The sequence below is a fragment of the Paenibacillus sp. JNUCC-31 genome (assembly GCF_014844075.1).
Classification (GTDB): Bacteria; Bacillota; Bacilli; order Paenibacillales; family Paenibacillaceae; genus Paenibacillus.
Genome location: NZ_CP062165.1, coordinates 3864078 through 3880879, shown reverse-complemented (window position 1 = coordinate 3880879; position 16802 = coordinate 3864078). Strand labels below are relative to the sequence as shown.

Below are 16802 nucleotides of genomic sequence, written 5' to 3'. Positions count from 1 at the left end.
TTATATGCCTCCAGCATAACATTCAGGAATTAACGCGAGCTTCCACCCGCTTTGAGTGCATCTTGTGCATAGGTGCGATCCTTGAAGAAGAACATGGCCACCAGTGTCACAATATACGGCAGCATCATGGTAAAGTGCGTTGGCAGAGTGAAGCCCTGCAATCGAATGCTGAGTGCTTCCATGAATCCGAACAGCACACTGGACCCCATAACGCCAAGCGGATTCGCTTGACCCAACATGGTTGCTACCAATGCGATAAACCCGCGACCAGCGGTCATGCCTTCGGTAAACATCGTAACCTGACCGAGTGATAGCTGCGCACCTGCCAGGGCGCACAATACACCGCACATCAAGACTGCCCCATATTGGATACCGCGTACTTTGATGCCGATACTCTGTGCCGCTACGGGATTCTCGCCAACCGAACGAAGACGGAAACCGGAGACACTTTTGAACAGATAAAACTGCAGGGCAATCACGATAATAATCCCGAGATACACCAGCGGGCTATGCCCTGAGATGACATCTCCTACCCACGGAATGTCCTTAATAAGAGGAATGTCCCATTTGGGGAGTCCCACCATATCCTTGTCATAGTAAGCACCTTTTACATCAAAAATCGCACGCAGCGCAAACGTCGTCAGTCCTGTCGCCAGAAAGTTAAGCGAGATCCCGACCACAATGGCGTTGGCCTTCAGATTAATACTGATAAAGGCAAATAGCGCAGAGAACAACATGACGATCACAATCGAGAATATGACGGCCAATAGTACATTTCCGAACAGGTAGTTACCGACAATAGCGGAGAAAGCGCCGATCAGAACGAGTCCTTCCAGACCCACGTTGAACAGACCGACACGGGAGCACAAAGCCCCACCGAGCGCTGCAAGCAGAATCGGCGTCATAATCCGCAGAGTAGAGCCAAACATGGCTGCATCAAACAGTTGTTGCATTGGACTTTTTCTCCTTTCTCCGCTTCAGGAATGAGTAACCGATCTGAGCCGATACAAATAACGTCAATACCGCTTGGATGACACTGCCGACTTCCAGCGGCACATCCGTATTCCGTTCCATCCCCATGGCACCGGTCTGGAGCGCCGCAAGCAGGATTGCCGCCACAGCTGTTCCCAGCGGATGCGAGCGGGCAAGCAATGTTGCCATAATGCCGCTCCATGCATAACTTGCGGATGACAGCGAGCCATCTAGGAAACGGTACTGTGTACCCAGTACTTCCCCTGCACCCGCAAGACCGGCAAGTCCACCGCTGATGATCATGGACAGCATCATCATGCGGATACGGCGCACACCGCCATACGTTGCAAATGAAGGATTACTGCCCAGCATACGAATCTCATAACCGGTTACCGTCTTGTGTGTGAACCAGTAGATGAGAATGGCCGCTACGATCGCAATGATGAAACCGGCATGCAGCCCCATGCCCTGGAACAGCTTCGGCAGCCAGACACTCTGATCAATCATGGGCGTCTGGGCCATCGCCGCCGATCCAGTGCGGTCTTTGAACGGATAGGATACCATGTATCCTCCAAAATATATCGCAATATAATTGAGCAGCAGCGTTGTGATTAACAGATTCATGCCAAAGCGGGCATCCAGCCAGCCTGCAAACAGCGACCAGACTCCTCCGGCAATGATCCCTGCCACAATGGCTGCAATACAGACAAACCAGCCTGGACCTGGCAAGTAGAGCGCCGTCAGCGCTGCACTAAGTCCGCCAAGAACCATCTGTCCTTCGGCACCCATGTTGAAAAATCCGGCGCGGAACGCGAGTGCTACGCCCAGTCCCGCGAGAATAATTGGCGTGGAACGTGCCAATGTATTGGTGAAGAAGTAAAAGTTGCCGAAGGCCCCTTTCCACATCTCCGCATACGTGTCCACCACGGACCCGCCAACGACCAGAATGGCTACAGCACCTGCCAGCAAACCGATGAATACGGCAAGCAGCGGCTGGACGAGTCCGCGAAGTGATTCTTTTACCCGATTCATATCCGCTCTTTCCCTCCTGCCATCAACAAGCTGATCTGTTCTTCTGTGGCTTCATCTGCCTTCAATTCACCAGCGATTCCGCCTTCATACATGACAATGATCCGATCCGATAATTGCAAAATCTCGGACAACTCGGAGGAAACGAGTAAAATACCCGCACCCTCATTCCGTTTGCGAAGCAATTCGGCGTGGATGGTCTCCATCGCTCCGATGTCTACGCCCCTTGTTGGTTCAGCCGCAATCAGAAACGGCGTATCCTGGGCAAATTCACGCGCGGCAATCAGCTTCTGCAAGTTTCCTCCGGAAAGGAATTGTGCCTTCGTTTCGGCGGAACCGGTCTTGATGCTGAACTGCTTGATCCAGTTCTCCACCATGGTCCGTGCTGCTTTTGCTTTAATGATCCCGCGTGATTGAAGCCGGTGATGATGGCCCATCAGTCCATTTTCACGAACGCTCGCATCCTTCGCGGCTCCCCACATATAACGGTCTTCCGGGATATGGGCAAGCCCATGCTCCCGAATGCGCCGCACAGGCCAATGGGTTGTATCCTGCCCTGACAGCAGGACACGACCGCTATCTGCCTTGCGCAGTCCCGCAATGATCTGGATCAGTTCCGACTGACCGTTTCCGGAAATACCCGCAATTCCAACGACCTCGCCTTTTCGAACTTCCATATGGATATTCTGAAGTGCAGAGCGGTCCTCTGCCCCTGACAGATTTACCGCTTCCACCTGAAGCACAGCTTCCCCCGGAACGGATGGCTGCTTGTCCATGCGAACCAGCTCACGCCCAACCATCAAGCGGGACAGTTCCTCTACATTCGTATCTTTCGCTTCCAGCGTACCTGTCACCTGACCATCACGGAGGACCGTGATCCGGTCTGCCACATCCATGACTTCCTGCAGCTTGTGCGTGATCAATACAAAGGTCTTGCCGAGCTTGGCAAGGGATTTCATATTCGCAAGCAGTTCTTTCACTTCCAACGGCGTCAATACCGCTGACGGTTCGTCCAATATAATGATATCCGCGCCCTGATGCAGCACTTTCAAAATTTCAACACGCTGCTGCATGCCGAGGGGGCACTCAAATACTTTTTTCCACGGATCAACCGGCATGCCATACGTTCTGCCGAGCTCATTCACCTGGGCCGCAGCCTGCTTGCGGTCAAATACACCTGCGGCAGACGGTTCACGGCCGATCACGATGTTCTCGGCAACCGTAAAGGAAGGAAACAGCATGAAATGCTGATGTACCATGCCGATACCGCTTGCCATGGCCTGAGACGGGGTAGCGAAGCTTACCTCGCGTCCACGAACTTTGATTGTGCCTGATGTCGGTTGCTCCATTCCATACAACATGCGCATCAGGGTTGTTTTACCAGCTCCGTTCTCCCCTACGAGGGCATGAATCTCTCCTTCTCGCAAATTAAAACGGATGTCCCGATTCGCGGTGAAGCCGCCGTATTTCTTCGTAATCTGTTCCATCTCCAACAGCATATCTCGCGTTCTCTCCTCTCGGTCTTAAATAGCAGCAAAACCGGCTGCCTGGTCGGGCAGCCGGCTGATCAACTCCATCACTTACTTATGGAACAAACAAACACTATTACTGTTGCAATGGATCTTTCACGACGATTTTGCCGGATACGATGTCGTCCTTGATCGCTTTAACCTTGTCGATTACTTCTTGTCCAACAAAAGCATTCAATAGAGATTCGCTATCACGTGTAACATAAGTCAGGCCAACGCCATCTTCTTTCAAGCCGTAGTTCACAGCACCAGCTTTGAAGTTTCCTTCTACAAAATCCTTCACAGTCTGATACGCAACCGTGTCGGTCGACTTCAATTGAGACAATACGATATGCTCCGGATCTTCAACGGTACGGTCCGTGTCCTGTCCGGAAGTATAGAAGCCTTTTTCCTTAGCGGCTTCGAACACGCCCAGATCGCCTACAGCAGATGCACCAGCGATGAAGTCAGCGCCTTTCCCAAATTGCACCAGCGCCAATTCTTTTGCTTTGGCTACGTCGTTAAATCCGCCAACATAGTTTACAAGGAATTCCGCTTTTGGATTTACCGATTCCAGACCGGCTCTGAAACCTTCGGTGTATTTCTTGATCAATGGAACGTCCATCGCAGCGATCATGCCGACTTTGTCCGTTTTCGTAGACAATCCTGCAGCTGCACCAAGCAGATACGCCCCTTCATATTCACGGAAACCAACGCTTCGAACGTTCGGCAGATCAACGGTGGTATCCACAATGGCAAAGGACTTGTCCGGATTTTCCGCGGCAACCTTTTTCAAAGCATCTTCTGCCTGGAATGTTGCTGTAATAATCAGATCGTAGTTCTCGGCAACTGCAGCACGCAGATTTTGCTCAAATGCAGCCGGGTCTGTGGATTCAATCGTTTTGGTATCCACCTTGAACTCTTCACCTGCTTTTTTGAAACCTTCATCCATTTGTACAAAGAACGGGTTAACCCCGATTTTTTCAGGAAGGACAAGCGCCATGCGCAGTGATTTCTCCGAATTGCTGCCTTGGGCAGAATCGTTACCTTGGGCCGATTGTTCGTCTTTAGGAGCCGAAGTTCCACAAGCCGCCAATAAAATAGCCAACATCATGATCGATAAGACGAACGATAAACCTCTTTTCATTTTGAAAATTCCCCTTTTCACAATTCTTTTTTATAATCCTAGCGGATACTGTCGATCCTTGTCAATAAATCTTTGAGCGTTTACACTCAAATTAAATATAATTACTATTTTGAATATTCCGAAGTGCTGGAAGAGGCTTTATATCAGGCTTTTTCCCGTTGACATCCGGTGCTTCTCCGTGCTAAAGTCAATCCAATTATTATATTCAGATAGGATTTGTCAGAATTATAACCCGATCTTCATTATTTTCCAACCCATTTTAAGGAGGTTATTCATTTGAAAAAGATCACCAAGATCACCCTGTCAGCACTACTAGCCGCTCCGGTTACGTTCAGCAGCTTTGGCTTGCCCGCTTCTGCTTCAGCAGCAAATGCCACGCCAGTAGGACAAGCTACCTCTCAAACTGCCCCCGGCCCGGCATCTCAGGCTCCATCGGTTTCTTATACCGAAAGCGCTGCCGATTACGCTCAATTTTTGCAGGCCAAGTATAATGTGCACTTGCCCCAGCAGTTGACCAAGGGCGCCTTTATACAGGCAATTGCTGCCCTTATACAAGCAGATCAAGCGGCTGATACAGATGAGACAACTAACAGTGACACCAAGGTGCCGACCTTTACCGACCTGACCTCGGATGATTCCACTTATGATGCTGCCGTTTCCTTATATAACAACGGCATCCTATCTGGCACGGAAGTACGTGCCAACGACAAGCTGAGCACTTATGCTGCTGTCTTCATCGCAGTCAAAGCAGCCGGATTCAAAGAGCTGGCCTATACATATCCTGAAGCCAAAACAGCGAAGGCGCTTGCAAAACTCGGCATTAGCCCGAACCGTGTTCAGGGACAAGCTGCACAGGAACTGGCCGCTGCCATTGATACCGGTCTGATCCCGGAAAGCCTGTACCCCGCTCTCCGCAAGGGCGGCGAAGCAAGTTCCGACTTTGCCAACATCTTGCTTGGACGAGTACTGACCAGTCAGGGTAAATATAAACATGAGATTGGACGCTCCGGTGATGCCGACATCTATTCCAAGCTATATGATGCATACCGTACAGCGGATCTTATTGAAGCTCCAGAATTGAAACAGATTGTGGACCAGGCTCTGCGAGACAATCTCGTCACAGGATATAACCTGAAGGATAACCGCTACAATTCCAACTTTATTGATGAACTGACACTGTCCTATGGACATGACGATATCAAACATGCGGTTCAACTGATTGGTTTGCTGCGCAGTGAGGGCATTGATGCAGACGTACAGTTCCAGCCGAAGACATCGGCCTTCATCTATTTGAAAGAATGGGGCGAGCCCAAGGAAACACCGGATTACAAGGTGACACAGATTGAGAACGGCAACTATATTGCCTACGCCAAGGAATATGATATTCAATTCGAGTTTAACAACGCAGCGGACAAAGCCCGTTTCAATGACATCATTTCGAAATATGCCAAAAAGAACAGTGATGACACATCTGCCCTGATCTACGCTTCCTGGTGGCAGCCGCTGTACTACTCACCAACCACAATTGCAGGTTACCCTGTGATCGCCAATACCAAAATTACGCTTGGCAATTATTATGCGCAATCCTTCTCCCTGAAAGAGAATGCCAAAGCCATTCAGGAGGGCTTCCGCAAGCTGGCTCCTGAAGCCAATATCTCCAGCTACACCTTCTGGGTGGATCAGCCATTTTTCAACTATCTGAATGGAGAATCCGAATAGATAACACGCAACACCTTGCAATAATCAACATTCTTTGACTCAATAAAAAGCCGTATTTACTGAACTTTACAAGGGTTTCGACCCCTTGGTTCGTAAAAACGGTTTTTTATTTGTTTTTCCGCAAATTTCTTTTGCTGAAAACATGATTTCGTTGCAGGATTTACCAGTAAAAGGTCGAATAACATAGGTACATAAACACGCAATGACATTACACATATCCGCACGAACAGGAGTTACTGATGGTATACGATGGTATTCTGCTTGGTTTAATCGTTGGACTCTTCCGGGGAGGATTCCGGTATGGGCTCCACCAGTTCGCAGCACTCAAGCTGCGAGGCGGCTGGATTTTCCCGTTGTTGTTACTGGCCCAATTCGGCATCTTTTTCCTACAGGAGAAGTTGGCGTGGGTCGCATCCATTAACGGTTATCTGTTTGCCGCTGTGTATATCACCGGCCTCGCGTTTCTATGGTTGAACAGGCATTACCAGGGATTCATGCTGATTTGGATTGGGGTACTTCTCAATTTTATAGTCATGGCAGTGAATGGCGGACGCATGCCGGTTTCCATTGAAGCCTCGGCCGTGCTAGGCCCTTATTATGTAGATATGTTGCGGGAAGGTGGCGCAATCTCGAAGCATTTTATGATGGATGCCTCGACTCGTCTGTCCTTTCTTGGCGATATTATCCCGCTGTCCAACCCGTACCCGCGTACTCAGGTCATCAGCATTGGTGATGTTGTCATGAACGTTGGCATATTCCTGTTTATCCAGTACATGATGGTGAATCGAAGCAGCAAGGCTGTACAAGCCACTGAAACCCATCAGGCCTGAAGTGAGTAGGACAGACTCCAAGGAAGGGAGGTCTATTCCATGAAAAAATTCGAAGGCATTAAGTATTCTCGCATTGTCATCAACGCGATCATCGTAGCTTCTGTCGTTGTTGCATTGACTTCTGGTTACAAACTGGGAGGCTAGTACATAAACTCGCCATCCAAGACAAACAGGCTGCCAGCGGCCTGTTTTTTCTTTCTGGATTTTTGGGAGGTAACTTGTTATGGTATACATCAATATAGGGCAAATCGATATATACACATCAAGAGCAGACTAAACCAAGCAGGAGAATTTTTATGAACTTTATTCGTAACCTGATCCATAAAGCAGATCGTAGCAGCATGTATGTTGTCTTGCTCAGCTGCGCAGGCATCGGAATTTTTTTGTATTTGAACAAGTGGTCTTATTTCCGCCTATCCACTGACGAATGGGTAATGGTCTACACGATGCTCGGGGCTGCGCTGATTCTGGATTATTTCACATTTCAGATTCCGCCCAAGGGAAATCAGCAATCCATGGACTCATCCGTATACCTCGCCTGTATCTTCATGTTCGGCGGTGCGTTCAGTCTGTCTGTTCTGCTGCCTGTTTCCCTCATTCTGTTAATCAAAGATCGCAAACTGGCCTGGTGGAAACACATCGTCAACTTCAGCATTTACAGCCTCATGATTGCCGGAGCTGCTTCGGTGTTCACATGGACTGGCGGTATACCGGGAGCACTCGACGGATACAACCTGTTGCCTTATTTTGCAGCACTCGCCGCGTATTTCATTATTAATACGATTACCCTCGGTATGTTCTTTCACTTCTCAACGAAGGATGCATTACAGCAGATGAAGCGTGTGTTCGTTACCGAGTCCCTGCTTGTCTATTTATGTACACTGATTTTGGCGCTTGTTCTGACCATTCTTGTCGTGCATAACGGCGTGCTTGGCCTGCTCCTCTATTTGAGTCTCAGCATCCTGCTATCCCACGCGTTCAAACAGCTGTTCGTCATGTATCAGAGTATCGAGGAAAAGGCGAATACCGATCAACGCACAGGTCTGTTCAACCACAGTCATTTCGAAAACATGCTGGAGAGTGAGCTCGCTATCGCTCGTTCCCAGGGAACCCCGCTTTCACTGGGGCTCATCGATATTGATGATTTCAAAAAGTATAATGACCGCTTCGGTCACCTGCAGGGTGACAGTCTGCTCGCCCTTCTTGGGGATTTTCTCAATCGGAAAACCGATGGCTCGAACGTCACCGCTTTTCGTTATGGCGGAGAAGAATTTACCCTGCTCATGCCGGGAATGGATCTGGACCAAGCCTATGCGTTCATGAACAAGCTGCGCAAGCAGCTGAACGATACACCTTTTGAAGGAGTTGAAGTCTTTCCGCACGGTTGTCTTTCGTTCTCCGCAGGTGTGGCGCGTTACGAGGTCGATATGTATAACAAGTCCCAACTCGTGGATCAGGCAGATAAGGCGCTGTATTATGCCAAGAAACAGGGGAAAAACAATGTTCATCGCCACGGCAGCAATGACGGTATGGAGCATGAGATCGATCTGGTTCAGGATGTACGGGATATCGAGCAGCAGCTCAACCTGTTTCGATATAAGGATATGGATACATTCAAGCATTCCAAACGTGTATATAAATATGCACTTGATTTAAGTGAGCTGCTGGAGCTCGACAATGTGGAAAAGCGTAATTTCGTGCTGGGTGCTCTGATTCATGATATCGGAAAGCTCGAGATTCCGTGGTCCATCCTCAATAAGAAAGAGAAGCTTACTGCGGAAGAGTGGGAAACGATTAAGGGCCATGTCACTTGGGGCAAAAAAATGGCCATGACCAACGAACGCTTCGCCGATCTGATTCCCTATATTGAATTGCATCATGAACGATATGACGGGGCTGGCTACCCTTATGGTCTAAAGGGCTGTGAGATTCCCCGATTGTGCCGTATGCTCACGGTAATTGACTCCTTTGACGCGATGACGACGGAGCGACCGTATCAGGAAACGAAAAATATGGGTGAAGCGATCAAGGAACTCCAGATGTGTTCCGGTTCACAGTTCGATCCCGAGCTTGCCGAGCTGTTCATCCGGTATATTCAGAAACGGACCGTACAGCAGCAAATGGTGTAGCCGTCATGCCCCCTGATAACACTTGGTAAAGCCAAAAGCGCTACCCCCGGTCTGATCGGGGATAGCGCCATTTTCATGTTCATCATGGAATGAATCGTACACCAGACTGTTTCATTCTCGTGCAGATTCTACGTTATCGATTGGTATTCAGTTCATGTGAGGTCTGATGCAGCTCTTTGATCATCTGCTGCAAAAACATGTTGTCTTGGCGACTGATTCCGTGCTGATTGTCTTGAACAAGCATCTGATGAATGTTCTTTTTGAGCAATTCACTGCGGCGTTCCAATACTTCTTGACTCATGTTGTTGCGTCACTCCTTAACATGTTTTGTAATGAATTCACGTTCTTTATTAAGTATAGAGGACCTTCTCCGTTAGGGAAAATGGATACAGCTTCGCTCATCTGTGCTCACCAAGCCTCACCCTGCGTGACATAATTTCACCCCCTGTTGTTCTTAGATATCCTTCTAAATACTCCCTAATCCACCCCAGGTTCCTCCGAAAAAGACAGACTAGGGTCTGGGGCAAGCATGCGTTATAATGGTGCCATCCCTTGAAACGGATACCTAAAAGTGGATCTTATCTCAAAGGAGTTCTGTATTCATGTCATACAAACAGATTAAATGGATGATTCTGCTAGTCCCCACGTTCACGGTTGGTCTCTGGGAATACATCCGTCACCAATTTCTGATGCCCTACCTTTCCATGGATGTGGGAAACTGGCTTACTCCCATTATCCTTTATCTCATAAGCGTCACCTTGCTGAGCCGTCTATTCAATATGCTGGAAAGTGCCCGGGCTGCTCTGGAACAGGAGCGCGCATCCAAAGCGGCGCTCGAAGCGCGGGACCAACTGGCCCGTGAGCTTCACGACGGCATCTCGCAGTCTCTTTTTCTTCTGTCGGTAAAAACAGATAAGGCTGAGCGCAGTTTGGCCGGCAGCGGTCATGAGAATGAAATCCAAGAAATACGCAAAACTGTACACGAGGTTAACGCCTATGTACGGCAGGCCATCGCCCATCTCCGCTACGTCCCTGGACAAGCCACAGTATCGGAAGAAGCATCCTTGCTGTCACAGGTGGAACTGCTTATAGAGGAGACGGTTCCTTCGGCGCGCCTCGCATGGAATCTGGACAGCACCTTCTTCTCAGCTAAGGAACAGGTGGAACTGCTCGCTTGTGTTCGGGAAGCACTGCTCAATGTGCGCAAACATGCCCGGGCTACGGATATTCAGGTGATTGCAGACGGTACTCCTTTTGCCTGGTCGGTACGAATCCGGGATAACGGTGTTGGTGTGAGCGGAGATCCACTGCACCTCAAGGATCGGTACGGCCTGCGAATAACAAAGGAACGTGCTGTTCAGATGGGTTGGTCATTCGCCCTCGATTCAAGGCCTGGTTACACACAAATGACCATTGGAAAGGGGCATGCTTAATATGAAACTTGTACGAGTATTGGTTGTCGACGATCACGCGCATGCGCGTGAAGCGATCTGCAGTATTTTATCCGAGGACAGCCTGTTTGAAGTCATTGGTACCGCTTCGAGTGGACTGGAGGCCTTGGAGCTTACCGGGCAATGGATGCCCGATCTTATTCTGATGGACGTGCAGATGCCGGATATGGATGGGCTCGAAGCCACCCGTCAGATCAAACTGCGCTTTCCTTATGTCATCATCGTCATGGTAACGGTATCGGATGATGTAACATTCCTGTTCGAAGCACTAAAGCAAGGGGCTCAAGGATATCTGCTCAAAAACCTGGCACCATCCACATGGCTTGAATACCTTCGCGCTATCGTCAGCGATGATGCACCCTTGAGCAAAGAACTTGCCTACCGTATTCTACAGGAGTTCCCAGCACCGCGCAGTGAGGATGTACCGGATAATCCACTAACTACGCGTGAGCTTGAGATTCTGCAATGGGTTTCTGCCGGATATACGAATCGTGAGATTGCCGAACAGCTTGGCATTTCGGACCAAACGGTGAAGAATCACCTGAAAAATATTTTGCAAAAACTCCAGCTCGAAAATCGCGTGCAATTGACCCGCTATGCCCTGGAAAGCGGACTGGCAGGCCGTAAGCTTCGCAAATAGCGGAGCATTCATGCTTTTGTCACAATTCGATGGATCATTTCGTTTTTTTATAGCCAAATGTTGTCATACGGTGTTATTTTGGACAAAGTTATAATGGTATAGATTGTGCTTGGATAACAAAGAATGACTTACAATTCTAGACCTAAGGGTGATGATTTTTTGATTTTGAGTAGGTTCACCATGAAATGGGGCAAACGACACTGGGCACTGATGGGCGCCCTGATGTTATTGTGTTGCCTTGTTATGCCACAATGGGCATCCGCCCATGCTTATATCGTGCAGGCCTCGCCAGGTGAAGATGAACTGGTTGCGACTGCACCTGCACGCCTTACCCTGGAGTTCAACGAATCTTTGCAAACGGCCTTTTTTGATATTAAAATCACCGGACCGGATGGAACACAGGCCGACGACGGCAATGTTCAGGTGGATGCGGATCGTCCACATATTCTGGAGACCGGTCTTCGTACCGGACTTGGAAACGGAACCTATGCCGTGAATTGGAAGGCCGTATCCGCCGATGGTCACCCCATTCAAGGCGCTTATGTGTTTCATATTGGCGAACCTTCCGGCTCTCCTGCCGGCCTCGCGGATTTAACTTCAGGTTCTGGTCAGGTTGGCGGACCGTTAAAATGGATTTTGTCACTGACAGATTGGATTCAGTATCTTGGGTTGTCTGTGATTTTGGGCACACTTGCCTTCCTGCTGTTCCGGATTGCACCTGCTTCCATGGCGAGAGAACCTCTGGAGGTACCTAGAAGCTACAGGTTGTTATGGATCAGTTATGGCGCCGCTTCAGTTGCCGCTCTGATCAGCCTGCCTCTGAACACGTTATATGAATCAGGTGTATCTATCGGGGAATTCAGCTGGGCACTGATGGGCAGTGCACTCAAACTGACGTCATTTGGCCAGATCTGGATGGTGCAGATGCTCGTCGTCATGCTGCTGGCGGTTACCATTCTCTCGGGATACGACCGTGACCGCTCGCTGCGTATCCGTATCTGGTCATCGTATGGTTCATTGGTACTCGTTCTCGGGTGGTTGTTCACCCACGCCATGACAGGACATCCGGCTGCGGCAGAACAGCGCGCGCTCGCGATCGCCATGGACTTTGTGCATCTGATCGGAGCCGCATTCTGGATTGGAGCACTTACTGCCATGGCCGTGTGTCTGCCTCCGCTCGCGGATAAACTGCCCTCTACTGTGCGAGGAGAAGTCTATTGGACGGCCATACGGCGCTTTACAGCCTGGGGCATTGGTGCTGTTGCTGCTCTCGTCGCTACGGGGATATACAGCAGCTTGATCATTTTGCCAGCCCCTGTAATTACGTCACTGTTCACAACAGCATATGGTCTCGTGCTTATTGCCAAAGTTATCTTGCTTGTTGTCATGCTTGTACTGGCCTCGCGCCATGCCAGAATTGCACGGACAGGCAGTGGCAACCGACTCGCAGGCAGTCTCAAGACTGAACTGATTGCGGGTGCTGTTGTTCTTGCGCTGGCTGCTGTGTTGACACACCTGTCTCCCGGACAACCTGCAGTGGCAGGACCTTATAACGAAACGCAGACCACGGATGATGGCACAACCATTACACTCCAGGTAAGTCCAAACGTTACCGGAGAGAACCAGTTCAAGGTTGACGTGAAGAAACCGGATGGCACTACAGTTAACGACCTGGAACAGATCACACTTTCACTGACTCATCTGGATATGGATATGGGCATTTACGAGATTACGATTCCAAAAAATGATACTGGCGTATACGAGGCAGAAGAATACATCTCCATGCCAGGACGCTGGAACATCAAGGTGCATCTGCTAACCCGATCCCTGGATTCGCTGGATACCGAATTTGAGATCGACACCGCTAATCCGTAGGTTTTAACCGATTAATGATTGGCCTTATATGTTCAACTAAACATTTACACAATAACGGAGAGGACAGAAAAAACCTGAAGAAGCGAAGCGTTCGCCTTTATCACCGGATTTTCCCCTTTGAAGAAGAGGATCAAAAAAATCTGGGGATAACAGCGATCGGAAGGTTGTTCTGTCATTGTAGTGGCTAGTGTAAATATTCTTTAGTTGAACTTATATATTAGAAGAATTGAGAGGGGTACATTATTTTGAAGAAAACATCATGGACTTCCAAACTGACATCAAGCCTCACTGCAGGCGCTGCTGCACTAATGCTGTTCGCCGGATTCGCCAGTGCGCACGTCACCGTCAACCCAACTGTGGCACAAACGGGAGCATGGCAGACGTATAGCATCAAAATTCCATCCGAAAAAGAGCTGCCTACCACCAAAGTTACACTGAAAGTACCAAAAGGCGTTGCATTCAAGCAATACCAACCGCTGGCTGGCTGGAAAATCTCTACGGAGAAAAATGATTCCAATGAAGTAACATCCATTACGTGGGAAGTGGACGGGGATAACGAAGGGATTTTGGCTGGTCAATTCCAGCAGTTCAACTTCGTGGCACAGAATCCGGATGCCGAAACGGAAGTAGCCTGGGATGCGTTCCAGTATTATAGCGATGGCAGCATCGTGGAATGGACAGGCGGACCAAGCGACAGCAACCCGCACAGTATTACGGCAATTAGCCAAGATCCTGCTGCTACAGGTAATGCCACGGCAGGCGGAGGTCACGATAGTGCTGGCACAGCTGGCAATGCGGGTCATGATGATAAAACAGCAGCAGGTGACGATACCAAGACCAACGATGATGCCACTCTGGGAGACGCCTTGAACGATACGGTTACAGGTGAGCCAAACAATACGAATTCCGACCCAGGCACATTGAAGCTGCAACAGGCAACACTGATCGTGTCCATTCTGGCATTGATCATGTCCTTCCTGGGTATTGCTCTGGCAACACGTCGCAAAAGACGTTAAGAGATACCCTGTAGTTTAATAGTAGATAGATAAAGAAAGGAGCCTTTGGCAAACGGGGTCTATCCCGATGTGCCGTGGCTCCTTTTTGTTATCTATATGCATACGCTAATTTTGATTTCAAACACATGCTTACGCTCACTGGTTAAGAGCAGCGTCCTTACGGCTCTTTCCTTATCGTCCCTCATCCGTCTGGATCATTACTTCAATATATTGCAGTAAACTCTTCTTCTGCTGTTCAATCGACTGAATCCTTCCCGACAGACCCGCGAAGAACGATTCGATCTGCTCTCTTGTATAATCAGCGGATTGTCCTTTCCAATCATTAAGCCGGCCATATAACACCCTGGCTTCCTGCTCATCGGCTTGCAGACGGGCAAGCAGCTGTGTCAGTTCTTTTTCCGCAATCCGGAGATCGCTTAATTCCACCAGCAATTGTCCGCTCACTCGTGTTCCCTCCTTATGTACGTGTGATGTGGCAATCTGCCACCACACCTGAGTCTTAATTAAAATGGACCGGACTCTCATCCGCCTGTCTGAAGGCATCCGCTTTTGCATCGATGAAGTCCAGGAACTGGCTGGTGTGTTTCAAGTGCCATGTGCTTAATTCGTTAATAGATGCATCCAAATGAGTGACGATAGGCTCAAGTCTGCGACTACGGCTGGAATGCAGGTATTGGGCCATCCGACTCCTTACCGTATTCAACTCTGCATTGCACTGTTGAGCATTTTGCTTCCACCGGGCAGCGACACTTTTCAGTTCTTCCGGCGTTACTTGAATCAGACCAGACGCTCCTGCTGCTGCGGCGATGCTTCTTGCAAGGTTACCTGCTTGCCCACCCAGGTTCCGCATAAATGCTGCAAGATCAGACAGGACATTGGACGGCTCACGTGGTGAATAACTGATTTTCTCGCCTGTAACCGGATCATATAGATCGTTGGAAATATAGCCATTCTCGAACTTGTACTGTTTCAGACTGTGGTACTCTTTACCGCCAAAGGTGTTACTGATTTTATCCATCATGCTCATGTCATCATTCATATCCTTGTAGTTGGAATTGATGTAATACATGGAACCGACGTGTCGATCATATCCACCAAAAAATCCGCTGGTTACAAAATCTCCGGGATGTCCGTAGTTGATGATTTGGCTATCAAACCCACCCTCTTCGGCCTTTCGTTTCGCTTCTGGCGTGAGACTGGAAATCACGGATGGCGCACTGAACGTCACCGCGGTAAGTCCCGTGTATGCAGCTGCATATTGGGCATTCCCCCCTCCAAGCGAATGTCCTGTCAGCGAAAAATCCAAATCCTTGTACTTTTTTTGCATATCTTTGGCGTAGTCTTCCGCTTCATACATTTGGTTGGGGCCCAGTCCAAATGTCTTATCCAGCTTTTTATCCAGATCTCCTACAACATTCTCGACTTTGGTAATCCCGGTCACATCTCTTACCTTCTGAATTCCATTAGCCAACCAATCTGGCGTAAGGTCAGTACTTTGTTCGATCTTTCTGCCAAGCTCAGGCAAGCCGATTTGAGCGTCCGCATAATAGTCAGGGGCGCTGCGATCCAACGATGCACTTCCCTCTGTGCCCCGATAAGCGATAACCGCCTGTTTGGTCTCAGGATTATAGAAGGTCACCGCATCAAAACCGGATTTTTTGTTTCCATGAGTATCCTCAAGAACCTGCCATCCGGGAAGGTCCTCGAACTCAACACCTGATTTCAGGTTCTCATAAGCTAATTCTGACATCTTGTTGTATGTTTCATCATCAATTTTTGGTGATTCGCTCACAACCGCTGCACCTCCAAGAAAATCAATCCTGAATTATGATTTATTTGTTAAACGGATCATATCCCTTTGCTATAATAGCTTCCTTTATTGCTGGACTCATGCCAAAGTTTTTGATTTTTTTATCCTCATAATCGTACGAAATCGTAAATTCCTGCTTTTCATGATCTACCACATGTCCTTCCATGGCAATAGAGTCAAGCGCCATCTCGGGTAACAACTCTTTATTCGTGATGACTACATCCAATTCGTATTTATTCTTCAGATATTTTACAGCCTCCGCTTCCGCTTCTTTAAAATAGGCCTGTTTTTCACTTTCCTTCATATTCTGACACCCTCCCAAAATGAAAGTGGATAGTATGGTCAAAAAAAGCATACATGCGAATTGTCGCTTCAACCTCATATCAATCACCTTTTCTTTTTCGATTCATTAATAACCCTAATCGATCTTCTCGTCCCACTTCCCCAAACGCCAAACGCTCCCACTGATGTCATCATGATCTAGCTTATGCGACCTGGCTTCATCAGTTGTCCACTTTTTCTTCTGTTATCTGCATCATAGTATAAAACTACCATGGACACATCGGCTGTTGGCATCGTTTTTATGTAACTTTGTTCCTAAATGATTCCGTTAGTCCATTCCGGTGTACATTACCCACTTTCCTGAATTTTGCATCACTTTAACTTCTCAATTTTT

The 16802-nt window shown here is 48.6% G+C and carries 15 protein-coding genes; 7 read left to right on the top strand and 8 right to left on the bottom strand.

The features are described from left to right. Positions 1–29: 29 nt before the first annotated feature. The 4 genes from JNUCC31_RS16840 to JNUCC31_RS16825 form a co-directional block, all read right to left on the bottom strand. Positions 30–953, bottom strand: coding sequence for an ABC transporter permease (locus JNUCC31_RS16840; RefSeq protein ID WP_192262635.1), 924 nt, complete (start codon positions 951–953; stop codon positions 30–32). Further along, positions 937–2004: an ABC transporter permease gene (locus JNUCC31_RS16835; protein WP_192262633.1), complete on the bottom strand. Its 1068-nt coding sequence runs from the start codon at positions 2002–2004 to the stop codon at positions 937–939. The genes JNUCC31_RS16840 and JNUCC31_RS16835 overlap by 17 nt, the downstream gene beginning before the upstream one ends. Then, positions 2001–3500: an ABC transporter ATP-binding protein gene (locus JNUCC31_RS16830; RefSeq protein ID WP_192262631.1), complete on the bottom strand. Its 1500-nt coding sequence runs from the start codon at positions 3498–3500 to the stop codon at positions 2001–2003. Before JNUCC31_RS16830 ends, JNUCC31_RS16835 begins: the two co-directional genes overlap by 4 nt. A gap of 106 nt (positions 3501–3606) precedes the next feature. Then, positions 3607–4656: a BMP family lipoprotein gene (locus JNUCC31_RS16825; RefSeq protein WP_192262629.1), complete on the bottom strand. Its 1050-nt coding sequence runs from the start codon at positions 4654–4656 to the stop codon at positions 3607–3609. A gap of 276 nt (positions 4657–4932) precedes the next feature. On the opposite strand from JNUCC31_RS16825, the gene JNUCC31_RS16820 reads away from it, so the two are divergent. From JNUCC31_RS16820 to JNUCC31_RS16810, 3 genes are all read left to right on the top strand, one after another. Beyond that, entirely contained in the window at positions 4933–6375 is a 1443-nt protein-coding gene (locus tag JNUCC31_RS16820; protein ID WP_192262626.1) for a hypothetical protein, read from the top strand. 239 nt (positions 6376–6614) lie between these two features. Then, entirely contained in the window at positions 6615–7205 is a 591-nt protein-coding gene (locus tag JNUCC31_RS16815) for a DUF5317 domain-containing protein (RefSeq protein WP_062322478.1), read from the top strand. Positions 7206–7501: 296 nt separating this feature from the next. Beyond that, on the top strand, positions 7502–9334 hold the full coding sequence (locus tag JNUCC31_RS16810; RefSeq protein ID WP_192262624.1) for a bifunctional diguanylate cyclase/phosphohydrolase: 1833 nt from the start codon (positions 7502–7504) through the stop codon (positions 9332–9334). A gap of 133 nt (positions 9335–9467) precedes the next feature. Here the strand turns inward: JNUCC31_RS16810 and JNUCC31_RS16805 are convergent, their stop codons facing one another. After that, positions 9468–9635 carry a hypothetical protein gene (locus tag JNUCC31_RS16805; RefSeq protein WP_192262622.1) on the bottom strand — a complete coding sequence of 56 codons (168 nt, stop codon included), beginning with the start codon at positions 9633–9635 and terminating at the stop codon, positions 9468–9470. Positions 9636–9936: 301 nt separating this feature from the next. Here JNUCC31_RS16805 and JNUCC31_RS16800 point away from each other — a divergent pair, with 301 nt between their 5' ends. The 4 genes from JNUCC31_RS16800 (at position 9937) to JNUCC31_RS16785 (ending at position 14316) form a co-directional block, all read left to right on the top strand. After that, positions 9937–10767 carry a sensor histidine kinase gene (locus tag JNUCC31_RS16800; protein WP_192262619.1) on the top strand — a complete coding sequence of 277 codons (831 nt, stop codon included), beginning with the start codon at positions 9937–9939 and terminating at the stop codon, positions 10765–10767. Between the two features lies 1 nt (position 10768). Continuing rightward, positions 10769–11425, top strand: coding sequence for a response regulator (locus JNUCC31_RS16795; protein ID WP_192262617.1), 657 nt, complete (start codon positions 10769–10771; stop codon positions 11423–11425). A gap of 180 nt (positions 11426–11605) precedes the next feature. Then, positions 11606–13300 (top strand): copper resistance CopC/CopD family protein, encoded by a 1695-nt coding sequence (locus tag JNUCC31_RS16790; RefSeq protein WP_228469046.1) that lies wholly within the window; start codon positions 11606–11608, stop codon positions 13298–13300. A 245-nt stretch (positions 13301–13545) separates the two neighbouring features. Next, on the top strand, positions 13546–14316 hold the full coding sequence (locus tag JNUCC31_RS16785; protein ID WP_228469045.1) for a YcnI family copper-binding membrane protein: 771 nt from the start codon (positions 13546–13548) through the stop codon (positions 14314–14316). A gap of 171 nt (positions 14317–14487) precedes the next feature. On the opposite strand, the gene JNUCC31_RS16780 is transcribed toward JNUCC31_RS16785, so the two are convergent. The 3 genes from JNUCC31_RS16780 to JNUCC31_RS16770 form a co-directional block, all read right to left on the bottom strand. Further along, on the bottom strand, positions 14488–14760 hold the full coding sequence (locus JNUCC31_RS16780) for a hypothetical protein (RefSeq protein ID WP_192262613.1): 273 nt from the start codon (positions 14758–14760) through the stop codon (positions 14488–14490). A gap of 55 nt (positions 14761–14815) precedes the next feature. Next, a complete protein-coding gene (locus JNUCC31_RS16775; protein ID WP_192273077.1) occupies positions 14816–16066 on the bottom strand; it encodes a Tle-like phospholipase domain-containing protein in 1251 nt (416 codons plus the stop codon). An 82-nt stretch (positions 16067–16148) separates the two neighbouring features. Then, on the bottom strand, positions 16149–16430 hold the full coding sequence (locus JNUCC31_RS16770; protein WP_192262611.1) for a hypothetical protein: 282 nt from the start codon (positions 16428–16430) through the stop codon (positions 16149–16151). Positions 16431–16802 lie beyond the last annotated feature (372 nt).

Bases quoted from the DNA above. Each gene is read 5' to 3' on its own strand.
- JNUCC31_RS16840 (WP_192262635.1), bottom strand. From the start codon at position 953: ATGCAACAACTGTTTGATGCAGCCATGTTTGGCTCTACTCTGCGGATT.
- JNUCC31_RS16835 (WP_192262633.1), bottom strand. From the start codon at position 2,004: ATGAATCGGGTAAAAGAATCACTTCGCGGACTCGTCCAGCCGCTGCTT.
- JNUCC31_RS16830 (WP_192262631.1), bottom strand. From the start codon at position 3,500: ATGCTGTTGGAGATGGAACAGATTACGAAGAAATACGGCGGCTTCACC.
- JNUCC31_RS16825 (WP_192262629.1), bottom strand. From the start codon at position 4,656: ATGAAAAGAGGTTTATCGTTCGTCTTATCGATCATGATGTTGGCTATT.
- JNUCC31_RS16815 (WP_062322478.1), top strand. From the start codon at position 6,615: ATGGTATACGATGGTATTCTGCTTGGTTTAATCGTTGGACTCTTCCGG.
- JNUCC31_RS16810 (WP_192262624.1), top strand. From the start codon at position 7,502: ATGAACTTTATTCGTAACCTGATCCATAAAGCAGATCGTAGCAGCATG.
- JNUCC31_RS16805 (WP_192262622.1), bottom strand. From the start codon at position 9,635: ATGAGTCAAGAAGTATTGGAACGCCGCAGTGAATTGCTCAAAAAGAAC.
- JNUCC31_RS16800 (WP_192262619.1), top strand. From the start codon at position 9,937: ATGTCATACAAACAGATTAAATGGATGATTCTGCTAGTCCCCACGTTC.
- JNUCC31_RS16795 (WP_192262617.1), top strand. From the start codon at position 10,769: ATGAAACTTGTACGAGTATTGGTTGTCGACGATCACGCGCATGCGCGT.
- JNUCC31_RS16790 (WP_228469046.1), top strand. From the start codon at position 11,606: ATGAAATGGGGCAAACGACACTGGGCACTGATGGGCGCCCTGATGTTA.
- JNUCC31_RS16775 (WP_192273077.1), bottom strand. From the start codon at position 16,066: ATGTCAGAATTAGCTTATGAGAACCTGAAATCAGGTGTTGAGTTCGAG.
- JNUCC31_RS16770 (WP_192262611.1), bottom strand. From the start codon at position 16,430: ATGAAGGAAAGTGAAAAACAGGCCTATTTTAAAGAAGCGGAAGCGGAG.